The following is a 25995-nucleotide window of genomic DNA, read 5'->3' as shown; positions in this document are numbered from 1 at the left end:
CGGATGCCTCTTCGAACGACTGTTGGACAGCGTGACGGCCTATGGCCAATCAGACGATTTCCGCCAGCACCGTGCCGACGGGATACACTTCGCCAACCTGGGCAACGATGCGCAGCGTGCCCGACGCGGGCGACTCGACCTCCTGAATCGATTTGTCGCTTTCGAGCGCATAGAGAATCTGCCCTTCGCTCACGGTTGCGCCGTCGTCCGCCAGCCATTCGGCTAGCGTGCCTTCGTTCATGGAAAAGCCCAGTTTGGGAAGCAGCACTTGTGTGGTCATGACCTTGCTCTATTGATGATGGAATTCCGGGTGTTCGTGCTGGTCATTTCAGCGTCGCGCGAACCGCCGATTCGATTTCGGCCACGCCCGGTACGAACGCGTCTTCGAGCGGCTTCGAGAACGGCACGGGGCAGAATTGCGCGCCTACGCGCTGCACGGGCGCCTTGAGCTCGCGAAAGAGGGCTTCGTAGATACGGGATGCGATTTCCGCACCCACGCCGAACGGTTTGACGGCTTCGTGCACGACAACGGCGCGCCCGGTTTTTGCAACCGAAGTCAGGATAGTTTCGGTATCCAACGGAGAGACGGTGCGCAAATCGATCACTTCGCAGGCGACACCATCTTTGGCCAGCACTTCGGCAGCAGCCATGGCTTCCTGCACGCGGCGGCTGTAGCTGATCACCGTCACGTCGGTACCCGCGCGAATCACGTTGGCTTTGCCAAGCGGAATCGCCACGCCGCGCTCCGGCGCACTGCCCGGGTTCCAGTAGGTCGGCATGTTCTCGATGAATAGGCAAGGGTCGTCATCACGGATGCAGGACAGCATCAAGCCATACGCATCGGCAGGATTCGACGGTGTGACGACCTTGATGCCGGCAACGTGCGCAAACCAGGCCTCGAGGTAGTCGGCGTGCTGACCACCCGTGCCGAAGCCCGCACCCGTCATGGTGCGGATGACGATCGGCACATGGGTCTGTCCGCCCGACATGAACCGCAGCTTCGCGGCGTGATTCACGATCATGTCCATCGCGACGGTCGTGAAGTTCATCAGCATGATTTCCGCCACAGGACGCATCCCGACCATCGAAGCGCCGATTGCCGCACCGATGATGGCCTGCTCCGAAATCGGCGTCGAACGCACCCGCGACGTGCCGTATTTCGACGACAGTCCCTTCGTTACGCCGACAATGCCGCCCTCCTGGCCGTCGGCAACGTCTTCACCCAGCACGATTACGTTGGCGTCGGCGGCCATCGCGTCGTCGAGCGCGAAGTTGACCGCCTGGATGGTGTTGATGTTGGTTGGCTGCTGGCTCATGCAAGCACCTCGTCCTTGAAGATGTCGCGCCGAAGCTCCGCGACATCGGGATATTCGCTCGACAGCGTGAATTCGACCGCGGCGTCGATCTGCGCCTCGTGTTCGGCTTCCATCGCAACCAGTTGCTCCTCGGTCGCATGCTTCGCATCGATGAGCCACTGACGGAACAGCGGCACCGGATCCTTCGCGAGCCAGGCGGCCTTTTCGTGCTTGTCCATATAGGCGTCCGGGTCGCCGAACACGTGCCCCTGAAAGCGGAACGTGTTCGCTTCGATCAGCGTCGGGCCGCCGCCGTTGCGCGCGCGTTCGACCGCTTCGTGCGCCGCCTTGTGCATCTGAATCGGATCGTTGCCGTTCACCGTGATGCCCGGCATCTGGTACGCGACGGCGCGCTGGGCGATGTTCGGCGCGGACGTGCCATACGCGTATTTGGTGTGCTCGGCATAGCCGTTGTTCTGGCAGACGAAAATCACCGGCAACTTCCACACGGACGCCATGTTCAGCGACTCGTGGAAGGCGCCAATGTTTGATGCGCCGTCACCGAAGTAGGCCACGGCCACGCGCGATTCACCACGAATCTGCGCGGCGAGCGCAAGCCCATTCGCGATCGGCATCGAACTGCCGACAATGCCGGTCGTCACCATGACGCCCGACGCGGGATGCGTGACGTGCATCGGGCCGCCCTTGCCTTTGCACGTCCCCGTCACTCGCCCTCCGAGCTCGGCCCAGAGTTCCTTGAGCGGCACACCTTTGGCGATCATGTCGTGGACGCCGCGGTAGATCGTGCAGATGTAGTCGTCGTCGGTGAGACACACCGACATCGCCGACGGAATCACTTCCTGGCCGCGCGGCGAGTAGTACGGCATCACCAGCTTGCCGGCCTTGATAACGGCACGAAAGCGCTCATCGTTCTGCTTGATGAGAGCCATGCGCCTGTAGATGTCGACCAGGACTTCGCTGCTGGGCGGCTGATAGGCATTCATTCGTCACTCTCCTGTGTCACCAGATCTTTTGCGCGCCGCTCGCATGCAGCGCCGCGATGTAACCGAACACGAACGATGCGCCGATGCTGCTGCCGGCGCCCGGATAACAGCGGCCAACCACGGATGCCGTGCAGTTGCCGGTGGCGTACAGCCCAGGGATTTGCGAACCGTCGTCCTTCAGCACGCGCCCGTATTCGTCGGTCACGAGACCGCCTGCCGTGCCCACATCCCCTGGATACATGCGCACGGCGTAGAACGGCCCTTCCTCGATCGGCCCGAGATTGGGGTTCGGTTTGATGGTCGGGTCTCCATGACAGCGATCGAATGCGCGCGAGCCGCGACCGTAATCTTCGTCGACGCCCGTTTCGCAGAAGCCGTTGAAGCGCTTGACGGTCTCGAGCAGCCCAGCACGATCGATACTGCATTTCGCGGCCAGTTCTTCGAGCGTGTCAGCCTTGATCATGTACCCACTGTCGAGCCACTTCTGCGGAATCTGGCCCGGCATCGCCGTGCCCCACGGGTAGTACTTACGCTGCCGGCTGTCCATCACGACCCATGCGGGAACGGCCTTACCCGTCTGCTTGTGGCGCTGGTACATGCGTTGACCGATTTCCATGTACGCTCCCGCTTCGTCGCAAAAGCGCTCGCCGTCCTGATCGACCATGATCGAAAACGGCAGCGACAGGTCGAGGTGATGCATGAACGGCAGCGGCGAGCCATCCGGCGCGCGTGCACCTTCGGGCAATTCCTCGTTGGGACCGAGCGACGTCACGACCCACCACGCTTCCTCCATGCAGTCCACTGCGCCGCCGAGCGCAATCGCGGCTTGCAGGATTTCACCGGTATCGCCCGGATTCGCATTGGTCCAGTCCGCGGACGACGGCTGCGGCTGATACCTGCGGCGCATTTCCGCGTTGTGTGAAAAGCCGCCGGTATTCAGCAGGACGCCTTCGCGAGCGCGCACGCGCAACTCGCGGCCGCTGCGTACCGCGACGATGCCGGTCACGCGTCCGTCCTCGACGATGAACTCGCGCACCGGCGTGTCCGTCCAGATCGGCACGTTCGCGCGCAGCGCCATCTGCAGCATGCGCCCCTGAATCGCCGCGCCGTTGGCCACGAGCTCCTTGCCGGTGATCTTCTGATAAAGCATCCGGCCACCCAGTTGCATCGCCTTGCGCTTGCCGCCCCACGTCCGCTTCATCAGAAACAGTTGCGGATACTCGTCCGAGTTGGCCGGCATCGACGGGCCCTTGTAGCGCGATAGACGCGGCGCCCATTCGCCCAGTTCCTTTACGTCGAACAACCTGGCCAGCAGCGACCGGCCACGCGGCTCGCCGCCGGGCAGCGTGTCGTAGTAATCGGACCAGCCGTCCGCGTACACGAACTGCATCCCCTGCTGCTCGAGAAACTCGGCCATCTTCGGGCCGGTGCGCAAGTAAGCCTCGCGTCGCGCGTCAGAAGTCCCCGGCCCTTGATAAGTAACCGCCGCATCGAAGTACTGGCGCGCGCGTTCATAGGAATCGCTGACGCCGTGACGCTTCATCACATGATTGTTCGGAAGCCACCAGACCCCGCCCGAATATCCGGTCGAGCCGCCGACCTTCGCCTGCTTCTCGATGATCAGTGCTTCTTTGCCGACCGACTTGCAGGCAAGCGCCGCACACATCGAACCCCCGCCGCTGCCGACCACCACGAAGTCGTAGGTTGCGTCCCAGTTCGACGACATCACTCCTCCCGCGCGATGAATTCGCGCAGCGCGCGATGGAAGTTCGAAACCGACGATTCCTGCAGCGGATTGGTGCGCAAACCCTTGAAGCCGCGCGACTTCATGCCCTGCTGAACGTTGGTCATGTTCTGGAAGTCCTGCCACAGGATCAGGCCGAAGTTCTCCTGCGCGTTATCCTTCCAGTCGTCCACGCCGTAATAGAACTCTCGCTTCAACGGCGGCTCCGCCCCAGGTGCGAAGCGCTGCAGCGACCAGATGTCGTAGATGCACGAATCCGGGTTGTCGCCATCCGGCCGCGCGCGATAGAACAATGCGCCGTCCGGGTACGGCAGGAACACCAGATTCGGAAACACGTGCCAGTCCGCTCCCGCGCGACCCAGTTGCTCGAAAGAGATCTCGGGCCAGCCCGCACCCTCGGCGATGGCCGCCTCGCGCTGAAATTCCATCGCCTTCCCGAGGACTTCGAACTGGTCACCCGACGGCGACATTTCGGTCATCAGGCGCTTCGCGGCTTCGTAATCGCGCGCGGTATTGATCGCCTTCAGAGTCTCTTCCATTACACGGAAAAAGTTCACGAGCCCCTGGCGTACGTCTTCGGGCATCGGCTTGCCGGTTCGTGGCGAGGGCGCGCCGATCATCCGCGTCGCCGTCGAATAACCAAACATCCCATGGCGGCCATAGGAGAAACTGCGCGTCACGTCATCGCCGGCGACGTCGAGCAGTTGCGGATGGGTTGCCGCTACGTGATAACCCTCGTTGAACGCTTCGAGTGCAACCTTCCAGTTGCACGGCAGACGAATCGACTTGTACCAGCGGTAGCGCATCTTTTCGAACTCGAAGCAGTTCGTGATCTCCGGCACCGGGTCGAGAAATTTCGCGAGCGGCTCTGCGTCCGGATCCATATTGATGAACACGAACCCGCCCCACGTATCGACCAGCACGTCCGTGAGACGAAGGTCCCCGTCAGCCATGTCCGGGCAACCTTCCCAATCTTGCCTGTCGAGCACACGCGCAAGACTGCCATCCAGATTCCACTGCCAGCCGTGATAGGCGCAGTGAAATTTCGCGGCCTTGCCACAGCCATTAGTCAGGCGCCGGCCACGGTGCTGGCAGACGTTGAAGAAGGCCTTGATCTGATCTCCCGCGGTTCGCACCACGATGATCGATTCGCCGGCCACGTCGAAGGTCACGAAGTCGCCCACGTTGGGAATCTCTTCCAGACGGCAGGCGGCCTGCCAGATTCGCGGCCAGAGGCGCTCTTTCTCGCGCTCGAGAAACTGCTTCGACAGGTAACTGTCCTTCGGGACAAAATCGAGGCGGACAGTGTGCTCACTCGAATCGGGACTGGTGTTACCCATTGTTATCTCCTTCGTCATATGGCCGGCGTAGGCACCGGTTCCGGCTTTTTATGTGGCGGCCGCGCAGTCGACTGCCATATTGCAACTAGCTGTTCAATTATCTTGAACAGCGTTCTGGTCGGTGTCAATCCGGGCGAACGTCAATCGAGCGCCGCGGTCATTGCCGGGACAGCGTCGAAAAGGTCGGCGCTCAGACCGTAGTCGGCCACCTGAAAGATCGGCGCCTCGCTGTCCTTGTTGATCGCGACGATGACTTTCGAGTCCTTCATACCGGCGAGGTGCTGAATCGCGCCCGAGATACCCACCGCGATATACAACTGAGGCGCGACGATCTTGCCGGTCTGGCCGACCTGATAGTCGTTCGGCACGAAGCCGGCGTCGACCGCGGCGCGCGACGCGCCGACTGCGGCGCCAAGCTTGTCCGCGAGCGCGTCGAGCAGTTTGAAGTTGTCGCCGTTCTGCATGCCTCGGCCGCCCGACACCACGATGTTGGCTGCCGCAAGCTCCGGCCGGCTCGATTTCGTCAGTTCCTGGCCGACGAAACGGGCCTTGTCGAAAGCCGCTGCGGATGCGACGCCGCGCGACGGCGCGGCGGCCGAACCGGTAGCGGCCACATCGAAGGCGGTCGGACGAATCGTGACGACCTTGATTGCGTCGCACGATTGGACCGTGGCGAGTGCATTGCCGGCGTAGATCGGACGCACGAACACATCGGGGGCCTTGAAAGCGATCACGTCGGAAATCTGCGCGCTGTCGAGCAGCGCGGCTACCCGCGGCATGAAGTTCTTGCCCACGGCCGTGGAGGCCGCGATCACGTGCGTATAACCGCTAGCCAGCGAAACGACGAGTGCGGCCAGATTTTCCGGCAGCCCATGCGCGTATTCGGGTGCATCCGCGACGAGCACTTCGGCGACGCCGGCAACGTTCGCGGCCTGCTCTACCACCGCCGACGCGCCGTGGCCTGCGACCAGTACATGAATGTCGCCGCCCGCAGCGCCCGCCGCCGTGATGGCGTTGAGCGTGGCGCGCTTGAGGCTTGCGTTGTCGTGTTCCGCGATAACGAGAATAGTCATGATCAGATCACCTTCGCTTCGTTACGAAGCTTTTCAATCAGCGCTGCAACATCGGGAACCATCACGCCGCCCTTACGCGCCGGCGGCTCGGTCACTTCGAGAACCTTCAGACGAGGTGCAACGTCGACCCCCAGCGCGTCGGGGCTCAGCGTCTCCAGCGGCTTCTTCTTCGCTTTCATGATGTTGGGCAGCGTCACGTAGCGCGGGCTATTCAGACGCAAGTCCGTCGTGACCACCGCCGGCAGATCGAGCGCGACACGTTCGAGTCCGCCATCGATCTCACGCGTGACGAGTAGTTGTTGACCGTCCACTTCCGTCTTGAACGCGAACGTGGCTTGCGGCCAACCGAGCAACGCGGCGAGCTTCTGGCCGGTTTGTCCCGCGTCGTTGTCGATGGCCTGCTTGCCGAGCAGCACCAGTTGCGGAGTTTCCCGCGCGGCCACGGCGGCCAGCAGCTTGGCGACCGCGAGCGGCTGCAGATCCGCATCGCTTTCCACCAGCACCGCGCGATCAGCCCCCATCGCGAGCGCCGTACGCAGCACCTCCTGCGATTGCGTGGTTCCCGCGGACACCACGACGACTTCACTCGCCACGCCCGCTTCCTTGAGGCGCACCGCCTCCTCCACCGCGATCTCATCGAACGGGTTCATGGCCATTTTCACGTTGGCCAGATCGACGCCCGAACCATCGGACTTCACCCGAGGTTTCACGTTGTAGTCGATCACGCGCTTCACCGCGACCAGTATTTTCAATTTGACGCTCCGAACGCTTTGTTGAACAATGTTCTATATTCTGAACTCATCTTTTTGTAGCTGTCAACGAGAAGAATGAGGAGAACGTCGCTTGTCGCTCAATTCGACGCCCTCGTTCGACACCATGGAGACGACCAATGAAGCTCTATCGATGTGAACGGTTTGAAGGTATTGCGGGTCTGGCATTGCGCGAGGAACCCGATCCGGCGCCGCCCGGCGCTCATCAGGTACAGGTACAGGTCAATGCGAGTTCGTTGAATTTCCGCGAGTTGCTGCTGATCAACGGTGCGTATCGCGACTGGATGGCGCCCAACTTCATTCCGGCCTCGGACGGCGCGGGCGTCGTGCTTGCCGTCGGCCCAGGCGTGCGGCGCTTCCGACCCGGCGACCGGGTGATGGCCAATTTCGCGCAGAACTGGCACGGCGGCAGCCGCCCGCAACACGCGGATACGCTGGGCCGCGGCGCTATCGTCGAAGGCATGCTGCGCGACAAGGCGGTGCTGAGCGAGGAAGAACTGGTTAGCGTTCCGGATCATCTTTCCGACGAGGAGGCCGCAACGCTGCCTTGCGCCGCGCTCACCGCATGGAACGCGCTGTGCCAGCATGCGCCGCTGCTGCCGGGCCAAACCGTGCTCGTACAGGGCTCTGGCGGGGTATCGCTGTTCGCTCTGCAGCTCGCCCGTCTGTTCGGCGCGCGCGTGATCGCGACTTCGTCGAGCGAAGCGAAGCTCAAACGGCTTGCCGAACTCGGCGCCGACGCCACGATCAACTACCGCGACACGCCGAATTGGGATGACGCCGTGCTGCGCCTGACCGATGGCTTTGGGGTCGATCTGGTCGTCGAGGTGGGCGGCGCCCAAACCTTCGGCAAGTCCATTGCCGCCACTCGCGACAGCGGGCGCATCAGCGTGGTCGGACTGCTGACCGGCGCCCCTTCTCCCGGCGAAGGATTCTTCACGCGCGGACTGTCGATCGCGCCGATCCGCGTCGGCTCCCGTCAGGATTTCGAAGCGATGAACCGCGCGATCGGACTGCACAAGCTCAAGCCCGTCATCGACTCGGTTTATGACTTTGCGCGCGTACCGGATGCGCTGCGGCACCTCGAAAGCCAGCAGCATTTCGGCAAGATCGTCATTCGCCACCGGTAACCAGCCTTCGCATGATCCACGGAGTCAGACTATGAAACTCTTTTCACTGGAAGGACAGATTGCGCTCGTCACCGGCGCGTCGCGCGGTCTCGGCTTCGCCATGGCTAACGCGCTGGCGGCAGCGGGTGCGACGGTGATACTGTGCGCGCGTTCGCGCGCGAGCCTCGAAACCGCTGCGGAATCGATTCGTCAAGCGGGCGGCGACGTCGATATCGAACCGTTCGACCTCACCGATCAGGGCGCAATCAGAAACGGCGTTCGCAACGTCCTTGCACGCCACGAACGCATCGACGTCCTGCTCAACAATGCCGGCATTTGCGAGTGGAGTGATTTTCTGCAGTCGAACCTCGACATGTGGCAAAGAACGATGGATACCAACGTCACGGCCGCCTACGTGCTCGCGCAGGAAGTTGCGCGCCCGATGATCGAACGCGGACACGGACGCATCATCAACGTCGGGTCTTATGTGTCGGTGCTCGGTCGCGAGAAGCTGCAGGCATACGTGGCCAGCAAGCACGCGATTGCCGGACTGACGAAATCGCTCGGCGCGGAACTGGGCCGACACGGCATTCGTTGCAACGGCATCTGCCCCGGCTACTTTCTCACCGAAATGGCCGAGCCCGTCACGTCCAACCCGCAGATGAAGGAAATCGTGCGTTCGCATATCTCGGTGGGACGCTGGGGGAACCCCGAGGAACTCGGCGGCGTCGCGGTTTTTCTCGCCTCCGAAGCGAGCTCCTACATGAATGGGCAAATGCTGATGGTCGACGGCGGGGTCTCGGAGATCCTGAGCTTCTCGATGTCCGTGGTGTAGCGCAACGAGTGGCTCGCCCCAACGCGCCGCGTGACCTGCAGGCAACCCGGCCCGCTATCTCCATAGATAGCGGGCCAATTCTTTTGTCCTGCCAGGGTGCCGCGCGAAGAGCGGCACCCGTTCCGCAGTCACGACCGCAGCGTTGCCTCACCGCTACAGGCCTCGACCTTCGTGGAACCGGCGGCGCCGCCCTTCGCCACTGCTTTACGCGAAATGCCTTGCAGCAGGAAATGCGACAGCGCCGGAATGAGGATCAGCGCGCCGATCATGTTCCACAGGAACATGAACGTGAGCAGGATGCCCATATCGGCCTGGAACTTGATCGGCGAGAACGCCCACGTTATGACGCCGGCAGCCAACGTCACACCGACCAGCGCCACGACCTTCCCGGTGAACTGCACCGCGTGCCGATAGGCTACACGCAGCGGCTGCCCAGCGCGCTGATACGCGAGCTGCACACTCAGCAGATAGAGCGCATAGTCGACGCCGATGCCCACGCCCAGCGCGATCACCGGCAGCGTTGCCACCTTCACGCCGATGCCGAGCTTGACCATCAGCGCCTCGCACAGCACCGACGTGATCCCGAGCGGCACGACCGCCACCACGACCGCGCGCCAGCTGCGGAACGTGATGAAGCACAGCAGGATCACCGCTGCATACACCATCAACAGCATCGTGCGGTTCGCCTTGGCAACAACGACGTTCGTCACCGCGTCGATGCCCGCCGACCCGGCCACCATCAGGAACTGATGATCGGCGTCGCTATGGGTTTTCGCGAATGCCTCTGCAGCCTCCATCACGCGCGACAGCGTCGCCGCTTTGTGATCGGTCAGATAGGCGATGACCGGTGCGGTGCCGCAGGTCTGGCTCAGCAGATCAGGATGATCGAGCAGGATCTGCCACACCGTCTTGTTCACGATCGAAGGCACGCGGTCGATCGTGTACCACTTCGGGTAGCCCTCGTAGAACCCGGACGTCATCCAGCGCGCGAGACCGCCGACCGAGGTGGTGGTCTGCACCCCCGGCACGCCCCGCAGTGCGGTTTCGAGCCGGTCGGCCTCGAGCACCAGCGGGAAGTTGTTGGCGTCGCAGGTGCCGTGCGACGACTTGCCGATCACGACGAACAGGTCGCTCGACAGACCGTAGTGCGCGTTGGTGTACGCGTTATCGAGATTATAACGCGACTCCGGCCTGAGTTCCGGCGCGCCCGAATCGAGGTCGCCGATCTGCAGGTGCTGACTGATCGACCAGCCGAACACCGTGAGCGCCGCCGCACAAACGATCGCACCGACAGCCCAGCGGCGCTCGGTGAAGCGATCGAGCAGATTCCACAACGCGCCCGCCGACGAGGTGCCGCGCGCGTCGTTCTGCTCGCCACGCACGCTGCGTCGTGCAGCCGACGGACTCACACCAATGTATGACAGTAGTACCGGCAGCAGCAGCAGGTTGGTGAAGACCAGCACGCCCACGCCAACGCTCGCGGTAAATGCCAGATCCTTGATTACCGGAATGTCGATCACCATCAGCACGGCGAAGCCAACCACGTCCGCGAGCAACGCCGTGAGACCGGCGAGGAAAAGCCGCCGGAACGTGTAGCGCGCCGCCACGTAGCGATGCGTGCCACGCCCGATGTCCTGCGTGATCCCGTTCATCTTCTGCGCGCCGTGCGAGACGCCGATCGCGAAAACGAGAAACGGTACGAGCACCGAGTACGGGTCCAGCACATAGCCGAGCGTGCGAATGATGCCGAGCTGCCAGACCACCGCAATCAGCGAACACCCCACCACCAGCAGCGTGCTGCGATAGCAGCGCGTATAGAGAAAGATCACGACGAGGGCGATCCCCGCGGCCACGCCGAAGTACATCGCTACCAGCTTGAGTCCGTCGATCAGGTCGCCGATCAGTTTCGCGAAGCCCACCACGTGAACCCGGACCTCGCCGCGGCCCTCCGCTTTGATGACCTCGTCGATCCGGTGCGAGAGCTTCGCGTAGTCGAGCGGCTTGCCGGTATCGGCGTAATGATCGAGCAGCGGCAGCTGGATCATGCTCGAATGCAGATCGTTCGACACGAGGCTGCCCGCGATGTTGGCGCGGGCAACGTTGGTGCGCAGCTGTTCGACTGCCTGCGCGGACCCGTCGAAGCCGTCCGGCATCACCGGTCCCCCTGCGAAGCCGCGCTCCGTGACCACGTTCCAGCGCACGATCGGCATCCAGAGCGACTTCACGCCAGGCCGGTCGACGCCCGGAATCAGGAACAACGCGTCGTTGATACGCCGCAGCGCCGCGAGATATTTCGGATCGTAGATGTCACCCGACGGATTCTCGACGACGATCCGCAGCGAATTGCCGAGTCCTTTCAGATCCGCCTTGTTGGCGAGGTAGTTTTTGATGTACGGATGCGACAGCGGAATCATCTTCTCGAAGCTCGCATTCACATCGAGCCGCAGCGCCTGAAATCCCAGCACCGCCGTGATGATCGCGCAGATGATGATGAGCCACGGACGCCGGTTGAAGATCAACCGCTCGAGCGCGTTACCCGAGCGCGTATCGAAGCTGGCAAGATCCGCCACCACGGGCATCTTGTCGAATTGGGCATTGTTGCCGCCAGCCATGTCTGCTCCCCCTTAGTGCAACTTCGACAATGCGATCCGCGACAGGCCGGCCGCACCGGCCAGCACCGCGGTGTCGCCGCGCAGCGCCATGGCGAAGATGCCGCCCGGCTGGCTCGCGCCGAGTGTATGAAACGTTGCCCCCTGGTCGACGCTCTCGAGCAGCTCGCCCGCCTGGGTCGCGAGAATAAGGTGACCGTTCGGCAGTTCAGCCGAAGCGAGAATGCTCGCGCCGGTCGGCAGCGTGATCTTGTCCCACGTCGCGCCGCCGTCGGTGGAGCGATACGCGTTGCCGAGCAGACCGTAGACGATCAGCGCGTCGCCCGACGAAGCGAGACCGAAAAAGCTGCCCTTCGAAGGCGTCGGCACCGCGACGAAACGCTGCTTGTTGGGATCGAGCCTGAGCAGCAAGCCCTGCTCGCCCGCGATATAAAGCGTCCCGTTGATGCGGCGCATCGCATGCAGATTCAGTGCGTTGGGATTGTCAACTCGATCGAACCAGGGCACCCAGCTCTTGCCGCTGTCGTCGGTATGAAAAATGATGTTGAACGAACCGATGACCCAGCCGGAACGCTCGTCATCGAACCAGACGTCGAGAAACGGACGGCCTCCCTGGTCTGCTTCAAAGCGCTCGGCCTCTTCGCGCGATGCCTTGAGATCAGGTGAATCGCCCGGTTGCTTCGCGTAGTACTCGCTCATCAGCCTGGCCGCCTGCTGGCCGTCGAGCTGTCGCGTCCAGCTATTGCCACCGTCGGTGGTATGGAGCACCTCGCCGTCGTGTCCGACCGCCCAGCCCAGCGCGGCCGACTTGAACGTAACGGCCACCAGATCGGAACTCACCGGCACCTGTACCTGGCGCCAGTGCACGGCGGCGTCGTCCGATACGAGAATTGCTCCGCGCGGACCTACCGCGACCAGGCGCTGTCCGGCCTGCGCCAGCGCCATCAGCGGTTCATGCGCGGCCTGCGGGTTGATGACGGCGGGCGAGCGCATCGGGTCGGCGAATTCGGCGTAGACCGACCCGCTCGCGGCGCATGCCGCGGCGACGATTGCCAGCCAACGAAACAGGGTCTTGCGCATTGTGTCTCCTTCACAGTAACTGGCGATCGATCACGCGAACAGTTCTGAGCTTTTTATGAAAACTTCTTTGTGCGCCATGCCATAGCCGGCACGGCGCACGTGCTGCGCCCTTCCTTGTGCCCGCCAGGCAAGCCGGGCAGGACGCATCACTCAATACCTCATCCTCAACTCGGCGCGCAATTAGCGCACACCCGCGGATTGCATACGCTCCGGCGTGAAGTAGTCATTTGGGAAATTCACGTTGAAGAAAATCCCGGGCGAGTCCGCCGGATGGCTGCCGAAGATATAAATGCCGCTGTTGAAGTCGTAGAACCAGTTACCGAGCGAATACGGCACCTTGTAGTCGTACGCTGGAACCGTGGTCTCAAAGCCGGCCCGATAGAGCTTGCCGGACTGGTCGTAGGCATCCATCATTCCCCCGCCGCCATCCTCGTCGAAGTACAGCGTCTTCTTGCTGTAGATGTGACGCGCGCCCGGCTTGAGCGTCAGCTCCACGACCCATACGCGGTGCAGCTCCCACCGGACATAATCGGGATTCACGAAATGCGGCGTGGTGATCTTGCTGGCCGGCGTGTCGTACTGCTGCTTGTAGTCGTTGTACGGAATGTACATTTCCTTCTTGCCGACCAGCTTCGCGTTCCAGCGATCGATCTTGCCGTAGAACAACTGGATGTCGTCCATCGTGATCGCGCCCGAATAGCCGGGGTTCGGCGTGTCGTAGGCGAGATCGGGCGCCACGCGCACGCGGCGTTGGCCCGGGTTGTATTCCCACGATTGCTGATCGTGATCGGCCGAATCCGTGAAGTACCAGAAGAGCGACGTGTCGCCAATCAGGCGGGCCGGTGCCGCGTAGTCGTTATATACCTGATACCAGATCGCGAGGGGGCCCTTCTTGCGAAACTCCGCTTCGTCCTTCGGCTCGAAATACGGATAGAGCAGCGAACTCTTGAACTGCGCAGCAAGAATCGGCGTGCCGCTCGAATCGACGAGCCACGTCTTCACGTTGTTTTTCTGGGCAGTTCCGACGTAGCGTAGTTCCCAGTCCCACAGCGCCTCCTGACCGTTTTTCGGCACCGGGAACGGCTTGCCGCCGAACGCCCCATCGATATAAAGGCCGTTTTTTTCGAGCTTGGCACTTTCCGCGTCCTTTTCCGAGTTCTGGAGATACCAGTCCGGATACGAAACCGAGCGGTGTGTCGGGTAAACGTCCATCCGGTAAGTCGGATAGCGCTTGAACAGCTCGATCGAGGCGGCGCTCAGTTTGTCGGCGTATTGCTGATAGTTCTGAGCCGTGATTTGCAGAACCGGCTTTTCACCGGGAAACGGGTCGGCCCATTTTCCGGAGTCGGCCTTGAACCCGGTCGGAAAGTCCTTGATGCCCCCCGTGTATGCTGGAATCGTGCCGTCCTTGTTGCCGGCAATTTCCGCGCCGAACGGCGTGATCCCACTCTCGATCGCCAGCGTATACGGTGAGGCCCAAACCGCGGCGAGTATCGCCAGCGCCTTAAGAAGCTTTGGGAAACTTTTCACACGTGCCTCCATCATCAAAACGTTGTCTGATAGGTGATGCCGATCCACGACTTGTCGCTGTACGGTGCACCGAGCGCCGTCGCGGCTCCCGCCGTCGAGTACCCCTTCTTGTTCATGTAGTAGGTGTAGGTAATGTCCACCTCATGCTTGTTGTAGATCGTGAAATCAAGCCCGACCACGAAGGTGTTCTGCCCCTGTGCTTCGGCCGCTGGCGCGATGACAGATGAGTAGCCCTTCAGATTCAGATTAACGAACAGCGGCATCGTCAAATCAACCCCAGGGAATACCTGATACCACTGCGGGCTCGCACCAATGCCGATCCCGGCCCAGAAGCGTGTCGAGCAGTTGTTAAACGCGGAGTTGCCCGATGCCGAACATTGGCCCGTGGTGTCATAGCTGGAATTGGCAAAGTTCCGCGCATTCGATTGCACGCTTAGCAGCTGGTTGAACGCGAATTCCGCCTGCAGGAACATGTTGTCCCACATGGGCGTCTTGCCGAACGACTGCGTGACGTTCAGCAGACCGTGCAGCGTGCGACCCGTCGGCGCATCGTTGACCGTCGTCGTGTTGACGGCATTGAGTGGCATGTTCCAGCGATACGACAGCTCGCCTGCCACTGCCGCGCTGCCGACCGCACTGTTGAAGCCAGCGCCGATCAGGTTCACGTCGTTGCCGTACTTCGCCGTAACACCGGGAAGGTTGGTGCCCGGGAAGAGTTCGGGTCCGGCACCCGGGAGTAGCACCGCCGCCCACGGCATCTTCATGGCGAAGTGGCGGTACGTAAATTCATAGGTCGTTGCGATCGAATCGACACGCCACTTGCCGTCGATGCCGATATCGCCGATCTGGCCTTTCGTCGGCGCGATGCGCGGAATCGCGAATGTGCCCAGCCCCGGAATGTTTTGGTAGCTGGCGATCGGAGGGCCGTAAAGAATAGGATCGGCACCGCCGAAATATGTGCCGCCTTCAGGCAGCCGATCGTGATTCCATTCGAACGTGTACTGCGCGCCGAGAGAGATCGTGTCGGTAATGCTCGTCGTCACGTTGGCCTGAGCCGTCGGCAACACGATTTCCTTGAGCGAAGCGCTCGGGCTCTGCGTCAGTTTCATCAGGTCGAGCGGCTGCTGACCGATGGCCACCGAGTTCGCGCCACCCAGCGTAGCAAACGCCGACTGCCCCCAGGTGACTGCCGTCCGGCCGAGCTTGACGTTGACAGAGTGACCACCGAGGTCAAAAGTGTGGAACACGAACGCATCACGCAGCTCGGCGCTCGGCCCCTGGTAGTACTTCTTGATGTAGCTGGTGTATTCGTTGTTCGGATAGTTCGGAGGAAATGCAGGATTGCTCGTATTGTGATTCTTGAACGTCGGGTCGTACCACGCGTCCATACTGATGCGGAAGCCGGACGTGTCCTTGTACTTGAAATCGAATTCGCTGTAGAGGTTCAGCATCGACTGGATCGTGCTGAACTTCGGCGTCGATAGATCGCCTTCGTCGTAGGTCGGGCTGTTCGTGTAGAAGTGGCTCGGGTTCTGAAGCCGGATGCCGTAGTCCGCACGCACCGTGTTGTCCCATTCCATGTCGATGTCCGGGTTCGGCACATCGAAGTGGAAGGCGTTGGCGTTCGCGCTCCACAACCCGCACGCTGCAGCGATGCAGGTCGCGTGCACGCCAAGGCTGATCGCACTTGGCTTTAGACTCTTCTGTTTCATGCGTCTCCTCTTGTCTTTGTCGCGCTGCCGCAGAAAAGGCCCAGGCCTTTGGACTGCCGCAGACTTTTGCAATGAAGCGAAACCGGCCTCCCTACCTCGTCAGCATCGCGCCTCGGATACCTCCCACAGCGTCACCAGAATGCGAATGCTGTTCGGAAAGATAAACGCTCGAAACTCGACTGTCAACGCTCGCTCACCCCTAAGTGATGCAATTTTCCGAACGACGTTCAAAATGCGGGGTAAACGTGGATTTGAGTTTGGTGATGAACTCGAAGCGGTCCGCGCATGGCCGCGTGACGCTGACGAGACAGTGGCGACGCTTGCATTTGCGAGGTGTCCGATTCGACTGCGCACGCAGATTGACGATGCAAACCATGGATGGCTTTCGGAAAACCGTCCGAGCCGATGATGAATCGATAGCTTGTGCGATCGGATCAGTTTCCTTTGCAGTCCTTTTGTATAGGCTGGTCATGGACCGCGATCAGACGAATCCCTTATCCCGTTCCTGCGTAGAAGTGCCTTTCTGGTTTGCGGGGAGGAGGCGGGAACACGCGCCATGCCCCGTCGTCGTGCCGAAAGAAGAATATCGCGAGGGAGTTCTCAGCGGCGGACGACCGCGCAAGTACACACCTCGTCTGGCCTGAATTTGCGAAAGTACATCGGGTGATGTGCACCGAGGTGGTTGCAGTGGGCGCAATCCACTTGTCGATCAGCCAACGCAAAGAACCTTCCCCAACCTTCATGTCCAGCTCCTTCTACGGCCTGTGCGCGCTGCTGACATCACAGCCACGAACGCAAATTGGCGACTCTAACCGGCCAACCCCAAACCCCGCGAATCCGCTGCTTCGGCTTGCGACACAGCGGGAATGGTCGGGGTTCCGGCGTAATGTGTCGGTTGACTAAATAGTAGTAGTCAGTCGACCCATTATCAAGTCCAGATGACACCAGGGGAAATGCTGGTATGGACAAATCTACCCTTTATTCGGGTAGGATATGTGATGTCGCGAGTGACTGGATCAGACTGTATCTAAAAGCTAATTAGTCGGCAGACACATATTAATTCGTCATCTGACTATCATCAGATTAATGCCGGCGCTGCCCGATCCGGATCGAACGGCGCTCGTATCAGGCGGGGTATAGCCCGCAGATACACATCCCGGACTGGCAACAAGCGAGAGGACAGCAGACGCCAAGGAGAACACAACAGATGAAAGACCTGACCATCTCATCGGCAGACCTCGGCAACACGGCAGCAGACGGGCCCAAACGGCGCGGGAACAGAACGACCCGCGTGCCCGTCATCATCGAAGTGGCGATCGAGGTCTTCGCATCCGAAGGTAACGCTGGTTTCACTCAACGCCGCATTGCCAGCGAGGCAGGGATTCGACTGAGGACCTTGCAGCACTACTTCAGCACTCGCGAAGAACTATTGCGGGCCACAATCGAGGCATACACGGATCGCTATTTCGAGCACTATCGGACGATCGCCCAGGACAAATCCCGGTCACCGGAAGCGCGACTGGATGTCATCGTCGACGAGGCGTTCTCCGTACTGACGGCGAGCGGCGGAAACCGCGTTAGCGCCTTTGTGCTGGAATGCTGGAGCCTCGCAGAGCATGAGCCCTTTCTGCATGCCCTGATGGCGAAATCTACTGCGGATTTTCAGGGTCTCCTGGCGGAACTGATCGCGCAGATCAACCCAACCTTGCCCTCGGGAGAATGCACGTTGCGCGGCGCCCTACTCCTTTCACATCTGCACGGTCTGGTCGTCTTTCTTCGCCGGTCAGGCGCGGACACATTTAATGCAGACTCGTTCCGTCACGCCATGAAGGTCGTCTGGCGAGCGTTGAGCAAGGCATCTCCATAAAACTGCAAGGCAGCTGCTTGTGCCAGAATCGCGCCCGGATGGAGCGGTCGGCGCGCCATGTGACGGGCGCACCGAACCGCGGATCCCCTTCTACAGACGCACATGGTCGCAATGGCCTGCTCAGGCCATTGTGACCGATCCTCAGCGGACTACGTCCCAGACAAGAGGCAAGTGGTATAGCGTGCCGTTCACACCTCCGTGGACACCCGCTTTCTCGCCAGGCTTGATCTGGAAATCGGGAATCCGCTTAAGCCATTCCTGAAGGAAAACCTTCAACTCCACGCGCGCAAGGAACGAGCCGGGACAACGATGCGCGCCATTGCCGAACGTCGAATGAATCGGCGTGGGCCGAGTGAAATCGACGCTCAGCGGAGCGTCGAACTTTCTCTCGTCCAGACCGTGCAGTGTGGTCGGCATGATGATCATGTCACCCGCCTTCATCTGCACGCCCTTGTACTCGAAATCGTGTGTGATCCGCCGCCCTTGATTGACCACCGGGAAGCGCCGCAGAAGCTCGTCCACGGCCTTCTGCGTCAGTTCGGGGTTGTCGATGAGCTGCTTGCGGTGGGCCGGGCTCCCGGCGAGGAATCGCGCGATAAAGCCCATTGCCGAGGCAACCGTGTCGAGGCCGCCAATCAGCACGAGACCACAGAGCCCCTGCGCTTCTTCGTCGGTGAGCGCGCGCCCGTCGATCTTCGAATGGACGATCTTGCTGATGAGATCGTCACCCGGGTTCGCGCGGCGTTCCGCAATCTTCACCCCCAGGTACTGAAAAATCGCACCGAGCGCCTTGAGCTTCTCGTTGGCATCGACCGGGCGGACCATCTTGTCAGCGAGGCCGAGCAAGTACTCGCGATCCTCGGCGGGCAGCGCCACCATGTTCATGAAAATGCCGATCGGAAGATGCTGCGCAAACCCCGATACGAATTCCACCTCGCCCTTAGGATAAAAGCCGTCGATCAGTTCGATCGCCATTTCGCGCGCCTTCTCCTCGAGCTTGCCGATTGCCTGCGGCATGAACGCGGGCGCGATCAGCGCGCGATAGGCGGTGTGCTGCGGAGGATCGAAGAAGATCGGCGGCAACGGTTGATGCTCGACGAGCGGCACTGTCAGCTGCTTCGACGAGAAATTCTCGTAGTCCTTGAGGATCTGATAGATGTCATCGCCGCGCGTCGCGATCCAGTGTCCGCCGTTGCGGGGTGTCCAGAGAATGTCGGGAATGCCTTCGGCGTGCAACTGCTTGAGCGAGAGATGGTAGTCGTCTTCGGCACCCGGCGGATTGTAGATATCGATGTCGAACACTCGTTCAGGCAATACGTGCGCGGGAATTGGCGCCAGATCCGGAGTCCCGCCATGAGCAGCTACTGACATTAGTTGTCTCCTTTCTTCGAATCGACCGGTATGGGCGGTCGGGACCATTCTTGTCGTCTGATTAACTGCAATTACAGGAACGCACCGTACAGCTCGAGATGGTGTTCGGTGTTTCCCCAAGTCATGTCGATGCAGGTGAGCCGCTTCACGTACCACCCCACCGCCAGTTCGTCCGTCATGCCCATCCCGCCGTGCAGTTGTACCGCTTGCTGAGCGACGAAGCGTGCACTACGGCCAATCAGCGCCTTTGCGGCAGTCACAGCACGATGGGCTTCCAGCTCGTCGTCATCGCCAAGTTTCGCCGCCGCAAAGTAGACCATCGATTTCGCCTGCTCCACCGCGGTCAAAATATCGGCGGCGCGATGCTGCAGCGCCTGGAACTTGCCGATCGGCGAACCGAACTGCTTTCGCGTGCGCAGATATTCAAAGGTCAGATCGCTCAGCCGCGACATCGCGCCCACCGCTTCCGCGCACAGCGCAAAAATGCCTTGATCGACGGTCCATTCGAGCAACGGGTAGCCCTGATCGATGGCGCCGATCACAGCCTGTGCATCGACGCGCACGCTGTCCAGCACCACCTCGGCGACACGCTGCCCGTCGAGTGCCGGAAATCCTTTGACGCTCACGCCTTGCGTTCGCGCATCGACGGCGAAGAGTGTGATGCCGTGCCTGTCGGTCTGCTCGCCTGCGCTACGCGCCGAAACCAGCAGAATGTCCGCGCTGTCGCCGTGCAGTACAACGCCTTTGCGTCCATTCAGGATGAACCCGTCACGCGTTGGCTCGGCCCTCGTCGCAACGTTCCACAAATCGAAACGCGCACCAGGTTCGAGCGTCGCGAGCGCGGTCTTCAGGCTGCCGTCGGCGATACCGGCCAGCAGCTCGGCCTTGCGCGCCTCGTGTCCCGCGCGCCCGATCAGCTTCGCGCCGATCACGGCCGTCGAAACAAACGGCTCCAGTACGAGTCCACGGCCGAAGGCCTCCATCACGAGCATGGTCTCGACCGGGCCCGTGCCAAGGCCACCATGATCCTGCGGCACGTTCAGCGCCAGCACGCCCATTTCGGCCAGCGTCGTCCAGTGCGCAGCCGACCAGCCCTCGGGAGTAGCGGCGAGACGGCGCCTCGCCTCGAAGTCGTATTCCTTTTCGACGAAACGGCCGACCACGTCGGCCAGCATCTGTTCCTCTTCAACCAGCGTGAAGTCCATGGCGTGTCCTCAGATGCCGAGCGCCTGCTTGGCGATGATGTTTTTCTGCACTTCAGTCGAACCGCCGTAGATCGAAATCTTGCGCCAGTCCAGGTAGTGCGCGGCCAGCGCGTTGAGCAGCTCGCCGTTCGCGGTTTCGCCGCGCCAGTGCGCCTCCAGCGCTTCGCTTACAAAAGGCACCGCATAGGGGCCTGCGCATTCCATGATCAGCTCCGTAAGCTCCTGCTGAATCTCCGAACCGCGGATTTTCAGCACCGAAGCCTCCGGTCCGATGGGACGTCCTGCAGTTTCGGCTGAGACGACGCGCAGCAGCGACCATTCGTGCGCGATCAAATCGATTTCCACCCTGGCGATGCGATCGCGAAAGCGAACGTCCTCGATGAGAGGCTTGCCGTGCTTACGCTCGGTGCTGGCAATCTCCTTCAGACGTCGCATGAAACGCTTGCAGTTGCCGAGGCCGGCGATATTGGTCCGCTCGTGGCCGAGCAGGTACTTGGCGATCGACCAGCCGCGATGCTCCTCACCGACGAGATTGCTCACTGGCACTGCCACATTGTCGAAGAACACTTCGTTGACGTCGTGGCCGCCGTCAAGCGTGCGGATGGGTCTGACCGTAATGCCGGGCGTCGACATATCGATCAGCAGGAACGAGATGCCTTCCTGTGGGCGGCCGCTGCCATCCGTGCGGACCAGGCAGAAAATCCAGTTCGCCCATTGGGCAAACGAGGTCCAGATCTTCTGGCCGTTGACGACGTAGAACGGTTGACCGTCGCGCTCGACGCGGTCCGCACGCGTCTTGAGCGACGCCAGATCGGAACCCGCACCCGGCTCGGAGTAACCCTGACACCACCAGTCCTCCATCGAGATGATGCGCGGCAGGAACCGTTCGCGCTGCGCGTCGGTGCCGAACTTCTGGATTACAGGTCCAACCATCGAAAGGCCAAACGGCATCTGGCGCGGCGCGCCGGCGGTAAAGCATTCCTCGTCGAAAAAGTTGCGCTGCGCGGCATTCCAGGCGGCGCCGCCGAATTGCGCGGGCCATGCAGGTGCGCCCCATCCCTTCCCGGCCAGAATGCGTTGCCAGCGCACGTAGTCTTCGCGCGGCACATGGCGGAAGTTCAGCACCCGTTCACGAATGTCGTCGGGCAAATGAGTCGCTACGAATTCGCGCACCGTGGCGCGAAATTCCTTGTCGGCGGGACTCTCTTTCAGGTCCATTTCAGCCTCCCGCCGGGCCGCCCCCAAGGGAGGCTGAAGCCCCCCCGGGGGGCCGCGAACAACAGTGAGCATGGGGGTCGTTTCATTTCAGGCTCCAGTCGCGGCCCGGCAAAGCACGTCGGCGCTGCCGGGCGCGGTTTCAGGCAATTTCCACGATTCCGTTGTTCAGCACCACCATATCGCGTGCGTCGACGCGCGCCCGCAGATGCAGACGCGTGTCACTGTCCCGCCAGAACTGGAAGCGCACTTCTTCGCCGGGGTACACCGGCGCGGTCAGGCGCAAGGCGAGTCGCTTCAGACGCTTTGCGTCGTTGCCCGCGAAGGTGCGAATCGCGGCGTAACCCGCCATGCCATAGGTGGCGAGGCCGTGAAGAATGGGCCGGTTGAATCCGGCTTTCGACGCCACCTCCGGGTCCGCGTGCAGGGGGTTGGCGTCGCCCGAAAGGCGGTAGATCAACGCTGCATGCGCGCCGGTCGAAAAGACGTATTCCGCGTCCGGGGCGCGCTCCGGCACAGCCGGAAGCGCTTCGGGCGGCGCGTCGCTCGCGCCCGACTCGGCGCTGAACCCTCCGTCGCCGCGCAGAAAGGAGACCTGCCGGACTTCGGCAAGTTGTTCGCCCGTCGAGGCGTCGATGATGTCACGCTTGAGCTCGACGATCGCGCCCTTGCCCGCGCCCTTGTCCGAGATGCGGCTCACCCGCGTCTTGCTGACGATGGTCGCTGCAACCGGCATCGGGCGCATGAAGCGAACGTCCTGCTCACCGTGCACGAGCTTCAGGTAGTCGATGCCCGTACGCGAATCGCGCATCCATGATTTCGGCCATGCGAACGCGGCCGCGCAAGTCGGCATCGCTTGCAGGTCCTTTTCATATACGTAGCGCAGCTGTTCTGCGTCCAGCGGGTCTGCGCCCAACCCGAGACCCAGCGAATACAGCATCACGTCGCGCTCGCTATATGTCTGCGTGACATCTTCGATCGGCCAGTTCTTGACGACTTCGTAGTTCAGCATGAAATGGTAGTCCTATGGGTGCTCAGTAGTCCGTGAAGTTGGGCTTGCGCTTCTCGAGAAAGCTCGCCATGCCTTCCTTGTAGTCATCGCACTGGTTGGCGATCGGCATGTCCAACCCGGCGTGTATCACCGCCTCGTGGGGCGTCTGGAACGGCACCTCCCAGACCTGCTCCTTCATGATGCGCATCGAGCGCGGCGAGCAGTACTCCGCCATTTCACGCGCGTACGCATAGGTCTCCTCGACCAGCTTGTCCGCCGGAATTGCCCGATTCACGAGTCCCATACGTTCGGCTTCGCGCCCCTTGATCTTGCGTCCCGACAGCAGCAGGTCGAGCGCATGTGCCTGGCCGACGTGACGCGCGAGTATCCAGGCCATGCCGTATTCCGCGCTCAGGCCGCGGCGCGCGAATGCCGTCGTGATGGTCGCGTCTTCGGACGCAAAGCGGATGTCGCAGAAAAGGGCGTGGATCAGGCCAATGCCGACAGTGGCGCCGTTGAGCATCGCGATCACCGGCTTCGGAATGGCCGGATAGTAAGAGCAGCGCGTTTGCCAGTCCGCGCGCTTGCGCATGTCGAACGGACGCGGGAGCTTCGTCATGAGCGCGGCGGGATCACCGCCGAAGCTGTGAATATCGCCGCCCGCGCAAAACGCCTTGCCCGCCCCGGTGAAAACGATGACGCGCACGCCATGGTCCGCGCCCGCCGCCTGCATCGCCTCGTACACTTCGGTCGCCACCTGGTCGTTCCAGGTGTTCATGTGTTCCGGACGGTTCAGCGTGATCGTCGCTACCCGGTCCTTGACGTCGTACAGAATGGTCTCGAAGCGCATCAGATCCCTCCAAAGCTCAGAATGAACGCGGCAGGTCGAGCACGTGCTCGGCGACGTAGGACAGGATCAGGTTCGTCGAAATCGGCGCCACCTGATAGAGCCGGGTTTCGCGGAACTTGCGCTCGACATCGTATTCGCAAGCGAAACCGAAGCCGCCATGGGTCTGCAGACAGGCATTGGCGGCTTTCCACGAAGCCGTGGCCGCGAGATGCTTCGCCATGTTCGCTTCCGCGCCGCACGGTTGATGGTTGTCGAACAGTTCGCAGGCCTTGTAGCGCATCAGATCCGCCGCGCGCACGTCGATGTAGGCCTCGGCGATCGGGAACTGGATGCCCTGGTTCATACCGATGGGCCGGTCGAACACGATACGCTCGCTGGCGTATTTCGACGCGCGCTCGACGAACCAGTAGCCGTCGCCGATGCACTCGGCCGCGATCAGTGCGCGCTCGGCGTTGAGTCCGTCGAGGATGTACTTGAAGCCCTTGCCTTCTTCGCCAATCAGGTTCTCTTCAGGAATCTCCAGATTGTCGAAGAACAGTTCGTTCGTCTCGTGATTGACCATGTTCGGAATCGGCCGCACGGTCAGGCCATTGCCGATAGCCTGGTGCAGGTCCACGAGAAAGCACGACAGCCCATCCGACTTCTTCTTCACGTCCGACAACGGCGTGGTGCGTGCGAGCAGGATCATCATGTCCGAATGCTGCACGCGTGATATCCACACCTTCTGGCCGTTCACCACGTACCGGTCGTCTCTTTTTACAGCAGTGGTCTTCAGCTTCGTCGTGTCTGTTCCGGTGGTCGGTTCGGTCACAGCCATCGATTGCAGACGCAATTCTCCGCTCGCGATCTTCGGCAGGTATTTGCGCTTTTGCGGCTCCGAGCCGTTTCTGAGCAGCGTATTCATGTTGTACATCTGGCCATGACAAAAGCCAGAGTTGCCGCCGTTGCGGTTGATTTCCTCCATGATCACGGACGCCTCGGTCAACCCGAGACCTGAACCGCCATACTCCTGAGGGATCAGCGCGGCCATCCAGCCGGCCTTCGTCAGCGCGTCCACAAACGCCTCGGGATAGACGCGCTCGTGATCGATACGGCGCCAGTACTCGTCCGGGTACGCCTTCGAGAGGTCGCGCAAGGCGTCGCGCAGTTCCTGATATTGATCGGGTGGGGAAATTCGGCTCATGAATGGTTTCCGTTTGCTTGGCTGGACGCGCGGCTCACGCTGCTGCATCGATCAGTCCGCCTGCATTGGCGAGCTGGGTCAGATGATGTTCGGTCGAACCGAACTGGATATCGATCACGCTCAGGCGTCTCAGGTAGTGACCGATCTTGCACTCCTCGGTCATCCCGATGCCGCCGTGCAATTGCACGCCTTGTTGACCGACGAAGCGGCCCGAGCGCCCGATCTGCACTTTCGCCGCCGACATACTGCGATCGCGTTCCGCCGCGTCCGGCTCCTCGCTCATCATGGTCGCGAAGAGCGCCATGCTGCGCGCCTGCTCCACCATGACGAGCATGTCGACCGCGCGATGCTGGAGCGCCTGGAATGATCCGATAGGCACCCCGAACTGCTTGCGGACCTTCAGGTACTCCACGGTTTCTTCGTGCGCAGCTGCCATTGCACCTACGGCTTCCGCGCTCACTGCCGCGATCGCGTGCGCAACGACCCTTTCTATCAGCGGCAACGCGGCGCCCGCGGTGCCCAGAACGTCGCTATCTGGAACGCGCACCCGCGACAACTCGACGTCGGCCGCACGCAGCCGGTCTTGCGTCGGATACGTGTGGCGCGTCACGCCCTGCGCGTCGGCCCTGACCACGAACAGCCCGATGCCGTCACGCTCGCGCCTCCCACCGGACACGCGGGCCGACACCACGAGAAGGTCGGCGCTACCGCCGTGGAGGACAACGCGCTTGGCGCCGTCGAGCACCCAGCCGGCGGCTTCGCGTCGTGCGGTGGTCGCAACGTCCGCGAGGTCGTACCGCGCCTGCGCCTCGCTGTGCGCGAACGCCATCTGCAACTCGCCCTGCGCAATCTGCGGCAGAATCGCCGCGCGTTGCGCCGCGTTGCCGCCAAGCCGCACCAAGCCGCCGCCCAGCACGACCGTCGCGAGATACGGTTCGACCGCGAGAGCGCGGCCCAACGCCTCCATCACGATCATCGTTTCGACAGGGCCGCAGTTGCTGCCGCCGTATTCCTCGTCAAACGAAAGGCCCAACAGACCCATGTCGGCGTAACGCGCCCAAAGCTCGCGGCTGAAACCGTCCGGCTCAGCGAGATACTTCGCGCGCTGCTCGAACCCGTACTCGTCTTTGACGAGCCGGTCGACGCTGTCCTTGAGCATGCGTTGCTCATCGGTGAAATCAAAGTCCATGTCTCATGCTTCTCCGCAGTTCG

Annotated in this window: 21 protein-coding genes; 3 read left to right on the top strand and 18 right to left on the bottom strand. The window is 61.7% G+C overall.

Annotation, left to right across the window (positions count from 1 at the left end; all coding sequences use genetic code 11):
• Window positions 1-49: 49 nt before the first annotated feature.
• The 7 genes from OKW40_RS32695 to OKW40_RS32665 form a co-directional block, all read right to left on the bottom strand.
• Complete coding sequence (locus OKW40_RS32695; RefSeq protein ID WP_018425497.1) at window positions 50-280, bottom strand: biotin/lipoyl-containing protein; 231 nt, start codon at window positions 278-280, stop codon at window positions 50-52.
• Window positions 281-323: 43 nt separating this feature from the next.
• The gene (locus OKW40_RS32690) at window positions 324-1316 is read right to left on the bottom strand and encodes an alpha-ketoacid dehydrogenase subunit beta (protein WP_184064334.1); all 993 of its coding nucleotides are present in this window, start codon (window positions 1314-1316) and stop codon (window positions 324-326) included.
• Window positions 1313-2299 (bottom strand): thiamine pyrophosphate-dependent dehydrogenase E1 component subunit alpha, encoded by a 987-nt coding sequence (locus tag OKW40_RS32685; protein ID WP_018425499.1) that lies wholly within the window; start codon window positions 2297-2299, stop codon window positions 1313-1315. The genes OKW40_RS32690 and OKW40_RS32685 overlap by 4 nt, the downstream gene beginning before the upstream one ends.
• Window positions 2300-2315: 16 nt before the next feature.
• A complete protein-coding gene (locus OKW40_RS32680) occupies window positions 2316-4025 on the bottom strand; it encodes an FAD-binding protein (RefSeq protein WP_429493337.1) in 1710 nt (569 codons plus the stop codon).
• A complete protein-coding gene (locus tag OKW40_RS32675) occupies window positions 4025-5383 on the bottom strand; it encodes an aromatic ring-hydroxylating oxygenase subunit alpha (protein WP_429493336.1) in 1359 nt (452 codons plus the stop codon). The genes OKW40_RS32680 and OKW40_RS32675 overlap by 1 nt, the downstream gene beginning before the upstream one ends.
• Window positions 5384-5523: 140 nt before the next feature.
• Window positions 5524-6456 carry an electron transfer flavoprotein subunit alpha/FixB family protein gene (locus tag OKW40_RS32670; RefSeq protein ID WP_429493335.1) on the bottom strand — a complete coding sequence of 311 codons (933 nt, stop codon included), beginning with the start codon at window positions 6454-6456 and terminating at the stop codon, window positions 5524-5526.
• Between the two features lie 2 nt (window positions 6457-6458).
• Entirely contained in the window at window positions 6459-7208 is a 750-nt protein-coding gene (locus OKW40_RS32665) for an electron transfer flavoprotein subunit beta/FixA family protein (RefSeq protein ID WP_018425503.1), read from the bottom strand.
• Between the two features lie 137 nt (window positions 7209-7345).
• On the opposite strand from OKW40_RS32665, the gene OKW40_RS32660 reads away from it, so the two are divergent.
• Window positions 7346-8356 carry a zinc-dependent alcohol dehydrogenase family protein gene (locus tag OKW40_RS32660; protein ID WP_429493334.1) on the top strand — a complete coding sequence of 337 codons (1011 nt, stop codon included), beginning with the start codon at window positions 7346-7348 and terminating at the stop codon, window positions 8354-8356.
• Window positions 8357-8387: 31 nt separating this feature from the next.
• Complete coding sequence (locus OKW40_RS32655) at window positions 8388-9170, top strand: SDR family oxidoreductase (protein WP_429493333.1); 783 nt, start codon at window positions 8388-8390, stop codon at window positions 9168-9170.
• Window positions 9171-9298: 128 nt separating this feature from the next.
• On the opposite strand, the gene OKW40_RS32650 is transcribed toward OKW40_RS32655, so the two are convergent.
• The 4 genes from OKW40_RS32650 to OKW40_RS32635 form a co-directional block, all read right to left on the bottom strand.
• Entirely contained in the window at window positions 9299-11782 is a 2484-nt protein-coding gene (locus OKW40_RS32650) for an efflux RND transporter permease subunit (protein WP_429403736.1), read from the bottom strand.
• Window positions 11783-11794: 12 nt separating this feature from the next.
• On the bottom strand, window positions 11795-12859 hold the full coding sequence (locus OKW40_RS32645) for a WD40/YVTN/BNR-like repeat-containing protein (protein WP_429493332.1): 1065 nt from the start codon (window positions 12857-12859) through the stop codon (window positions 11795-11797).
• Window positions 12860-13039: 180 nt separating this feature from the next.
• Window positions 13040-14389: a DUF1329 domain-containing protein gene (locus OKW40_RS32640; RefSeq protein ID WP_429493331.1), complete on the bottom strand. Its 1350-nt coding sequence runs from the start codon at window positions 14387-14389 to the stop codon at window positions 13040-13042.
• Window positions 14390-14403: 14 nt separating this feature from the next.
• A complete protein-coding gene (locus tag OKW40_RS32635; RefSeq protein WP_429493330.1) occupies window positions 14404-16101 on the bottom strand; it encodes a DUF1302 domain-containing protein in 1698 nt (565 codons plus the stop codon).
• Between the two features lie 1207 nt (window positions 16102-17308).
• Here OKW40_RS32635 and OKW40_RS32630 point away from each other — a divergent pair.
• Window positions 17309-17968, top strand: coding sequence for a TetR/AcrR family transcriptional regulator (locus OKW40_RS32630; protein WP_429493329.1), 660 nt, complete (start codon window positions 17309-17311; stop codon window positions 17966-17968).
• A 141-nt stretch (window positions 17969-18109) separates the two neighbouring features.
• Here OKW40_RS32630 and OKW40_RS32625 read toward each other — a convergent pair whose 3' ends face one another.
• From OKW40_RS32625 to OKW40_RS32595, 7 genes are all read right to left on the bottom strand, one after another.
• Window positions 18110-19339: a cytochrome P450 gene (locus OKW40_RS32625; protein WP_429493328.1), complete on the bottom strand. Its 1230-nt coding sequence runs from the start codon at window positions 19337-19339 to the stop codon at window positions 18110-18112.
• A 71-nt stretch (window positions 19340-19410) separates the two neighbouring features.
• Window positions 19411-20544: an acyl-CoA dehydrogenase family protein gene (locus OKW40_RS32620; protein WP_429493327.1), complete on the bottom strand. Its 1134-nt coding sequence runs from the start codon at window positions 20542-20544 to the stop codon at window positions 19411-19413.
• Window positions 20545-20553: 9 nt separating this feature from the next.
• Window positions 20554-21762, bottom strand: coding sequence for an acyl-CoA dehydrogenase family protein (locus OKW40_RS32615; RefSeq protein ID WP_429493977.1), 1209 nt, complete (start codon window positions 21760-21762; stop codon window positions 20554-20556).
• Between the two features lie 139 nt (window positions 21763-21901).
• A complete protein-coding gene (locus tag OKW40_RS32610; protein ID WP_429493326.1) occupies window positions 21902-22771 on the bottom strand; it encodes a MaoC/PaaZ C-terminal domain-containing protein in 870 nt (289 codons plus the stop codon).
• A 22-nt stretch (window positions 22772-22793) separates the two neighbouring features.
• Complete coding sequence (locus OKW40_RS32605) at window positions 22794-23600, bottom strand: enoyl-CoA hydratase (RefSeq protein WP_090808781.1); 807 nt, start codon at window positions 23598-23600, stop codon at window positions 22794-22796.
• Window positions 23601-23616: 16 nt separating this feature from the next.
• Complete coding sequence (locus OKW40_RS32600; protein WP_429352522.1) at window positions 23617-24783, bottom strand: acyl-CoA dehydrogenase family protein; 1167 nt, start codon at window positions 24781-24783, stop codon at window positions 23617-23619.
• 34 nt (window positions 24784-24817) lie between these two features.
• The gene (locus OKW40_RS32595; RefSeq protein WP_429493325.1) at window positions 24818-25972 is read right to left on the bottom strand and encodes an acyl-CoA dehydrogenase family protein; all 1155 of its coding nucleotides are present in this window, start codon (window positions 25970-25972) and stop codon (window positions 24818-24820) included.
• Between the last annotated feature and the right edge of the window lie 23 nt (window positions 25973-25995).

This window comes from Paraburkholderia sp. RAU6.4a (genome assembly GCF_050435625.1).
Lineage (GTDB): Bacteria > Pseudomonadota > Gammaproteobacteria > Burkholderiales > Burkholderiaceae > Paraburkholderia > Paraburkholderia tuberum.
The sequence above is the reverse complement of the archived record's forward strand: the minus strand, read 5'-3'. Positions and strand labels throughout refer to the sequence as shown.

Coding starts and splice junctions, on each gene's coding strand:
- OKW40_RS32690 (WP_184064334.1), bottom strand. CDS start 1,316: ATGAGCCAGCAGCCAACCAACATCAACACCATCCAGGCGGTCAACTTC.
- OKW40_RS32660 (WP_429493334.1), top strand. CDS start 7,346: ATGAAGCTCTATCGATGTGAACGGTTTGAAGGTATTGCGGGTCTGGCA.
- OKW40_RS32615 (WP_429493977.1), bottom strand. CDS start 21,762: ATGGACCTGAAAGAGAGTCCCGCCGACAAGGAATTTCGCGCCACGGTG.
- OKW40_RS32670 (WP_429493335.1), bottom strand. CDS start 6,456: ATGACTATTCTCGTTATCGCGGAACACGACAACGCAAGCCTCAAGCGC.
- OKW40_RS32650 (WP_429403736.1), bottom strand. CDS start 11,782: ATGGCTGGCGGCAACAATGCCCAATTCGACAAGATGCCCGTGGTGGCG.
- OKW40_RS32655 (WP_429493333.1), top strand. CDS start 8,388: ATGAAACTCTTTTCACTGGAAGGACAGATTGCGCTCGTCACCGGCGCG.
- OKW40_RS32605 (WP_090808781.1), bottom strand. CDS start 23,600: ATGCGCTTCGAGACCATTCTGTACGACGTCAAGGACCGGGTAGCGACG.
- OKW40_RS32685 (WP_018425499.1), bottom strand. CDS start 2,299: ATGAATGCCTATCAGCCGCCCAGCAGCGAAGTCCTGGTCGACATCTAC.
- OKW40_RS32675 (WP_429493336.1), bottom strand. CDS start 5,383: ATGGGTAACACCAGTCCCGATTCGAGTGAGCACACTGTCCGCCTCGAT.
- OKW40_RS32630 (WP_429493329.1), top strand. CDS start 17,309: ATGAAAGACCTGACCATCTCATCGGCAGACCTCGGCAACACGGCAGCA.
- OKW40_RS32645 (WP_429493332.1), bottom strand. CDS start 12,859: ATGCGCAAGACCCTGTTTCGTTGGCTGGCAATCGTCGCCGCGGCATGC.
- OKW40_RS32610 (WP_429493326.1), bottom strand. CDS start 22,771: ATGCTGAACTACGAAGTCGTCAAGAACTGGCCGATCGAAGATGTCACG.
- OKW40_RS32625 (WP_429493328.1), bottom strand. CDS start 19,339: ATGTCAGTAGCTGCTCATGGCGGGACTCCGGATCTGGCGCCAATTCCC.
- OKW40_RS32695 (WP_018425497.1), bottom strand. CDS start 280: ATGACCACACAAGTGCTGCTTCCCAAACTGGGCTTTTCCATGAACGAA.
- OKW40_RS32635 (WP_429493330.1), bottom strand. CDS start 16,101: ATGAAACAGAAGAGTCTAAAGCCAAGTGCGATCAGCCTTGGCGTGCAC.
- OKW40_RS32595 (WP_429493325.1), bottom strand. CDS start 25,972: ATGGACTTTGATTTCACCGATGAGCAACGCATGCTCAAGGACAGCGTC.
- OKW40_RS32680 (WP_429493337.1), bottom strand. CDS start 4,025: ATGTCGTCGAACTGGGACGCAACCTACGACTTCGTGGTGGTCGGCAGC.
- OKW40_RS32620 (WP_429493327.1), bottom strand. CDS start 20,544: ATGGACTTCACGCTGGTTGAAGAGGAACAGATGCTGGCCGACGTGGTC.
- OKW40_RS32600 (WP_429352522.1), bottom strand. CDS start 24,783: ATGAGCCGAATTTCCCCACCCGATCAATATCAGGAACTGCGCGACGCC.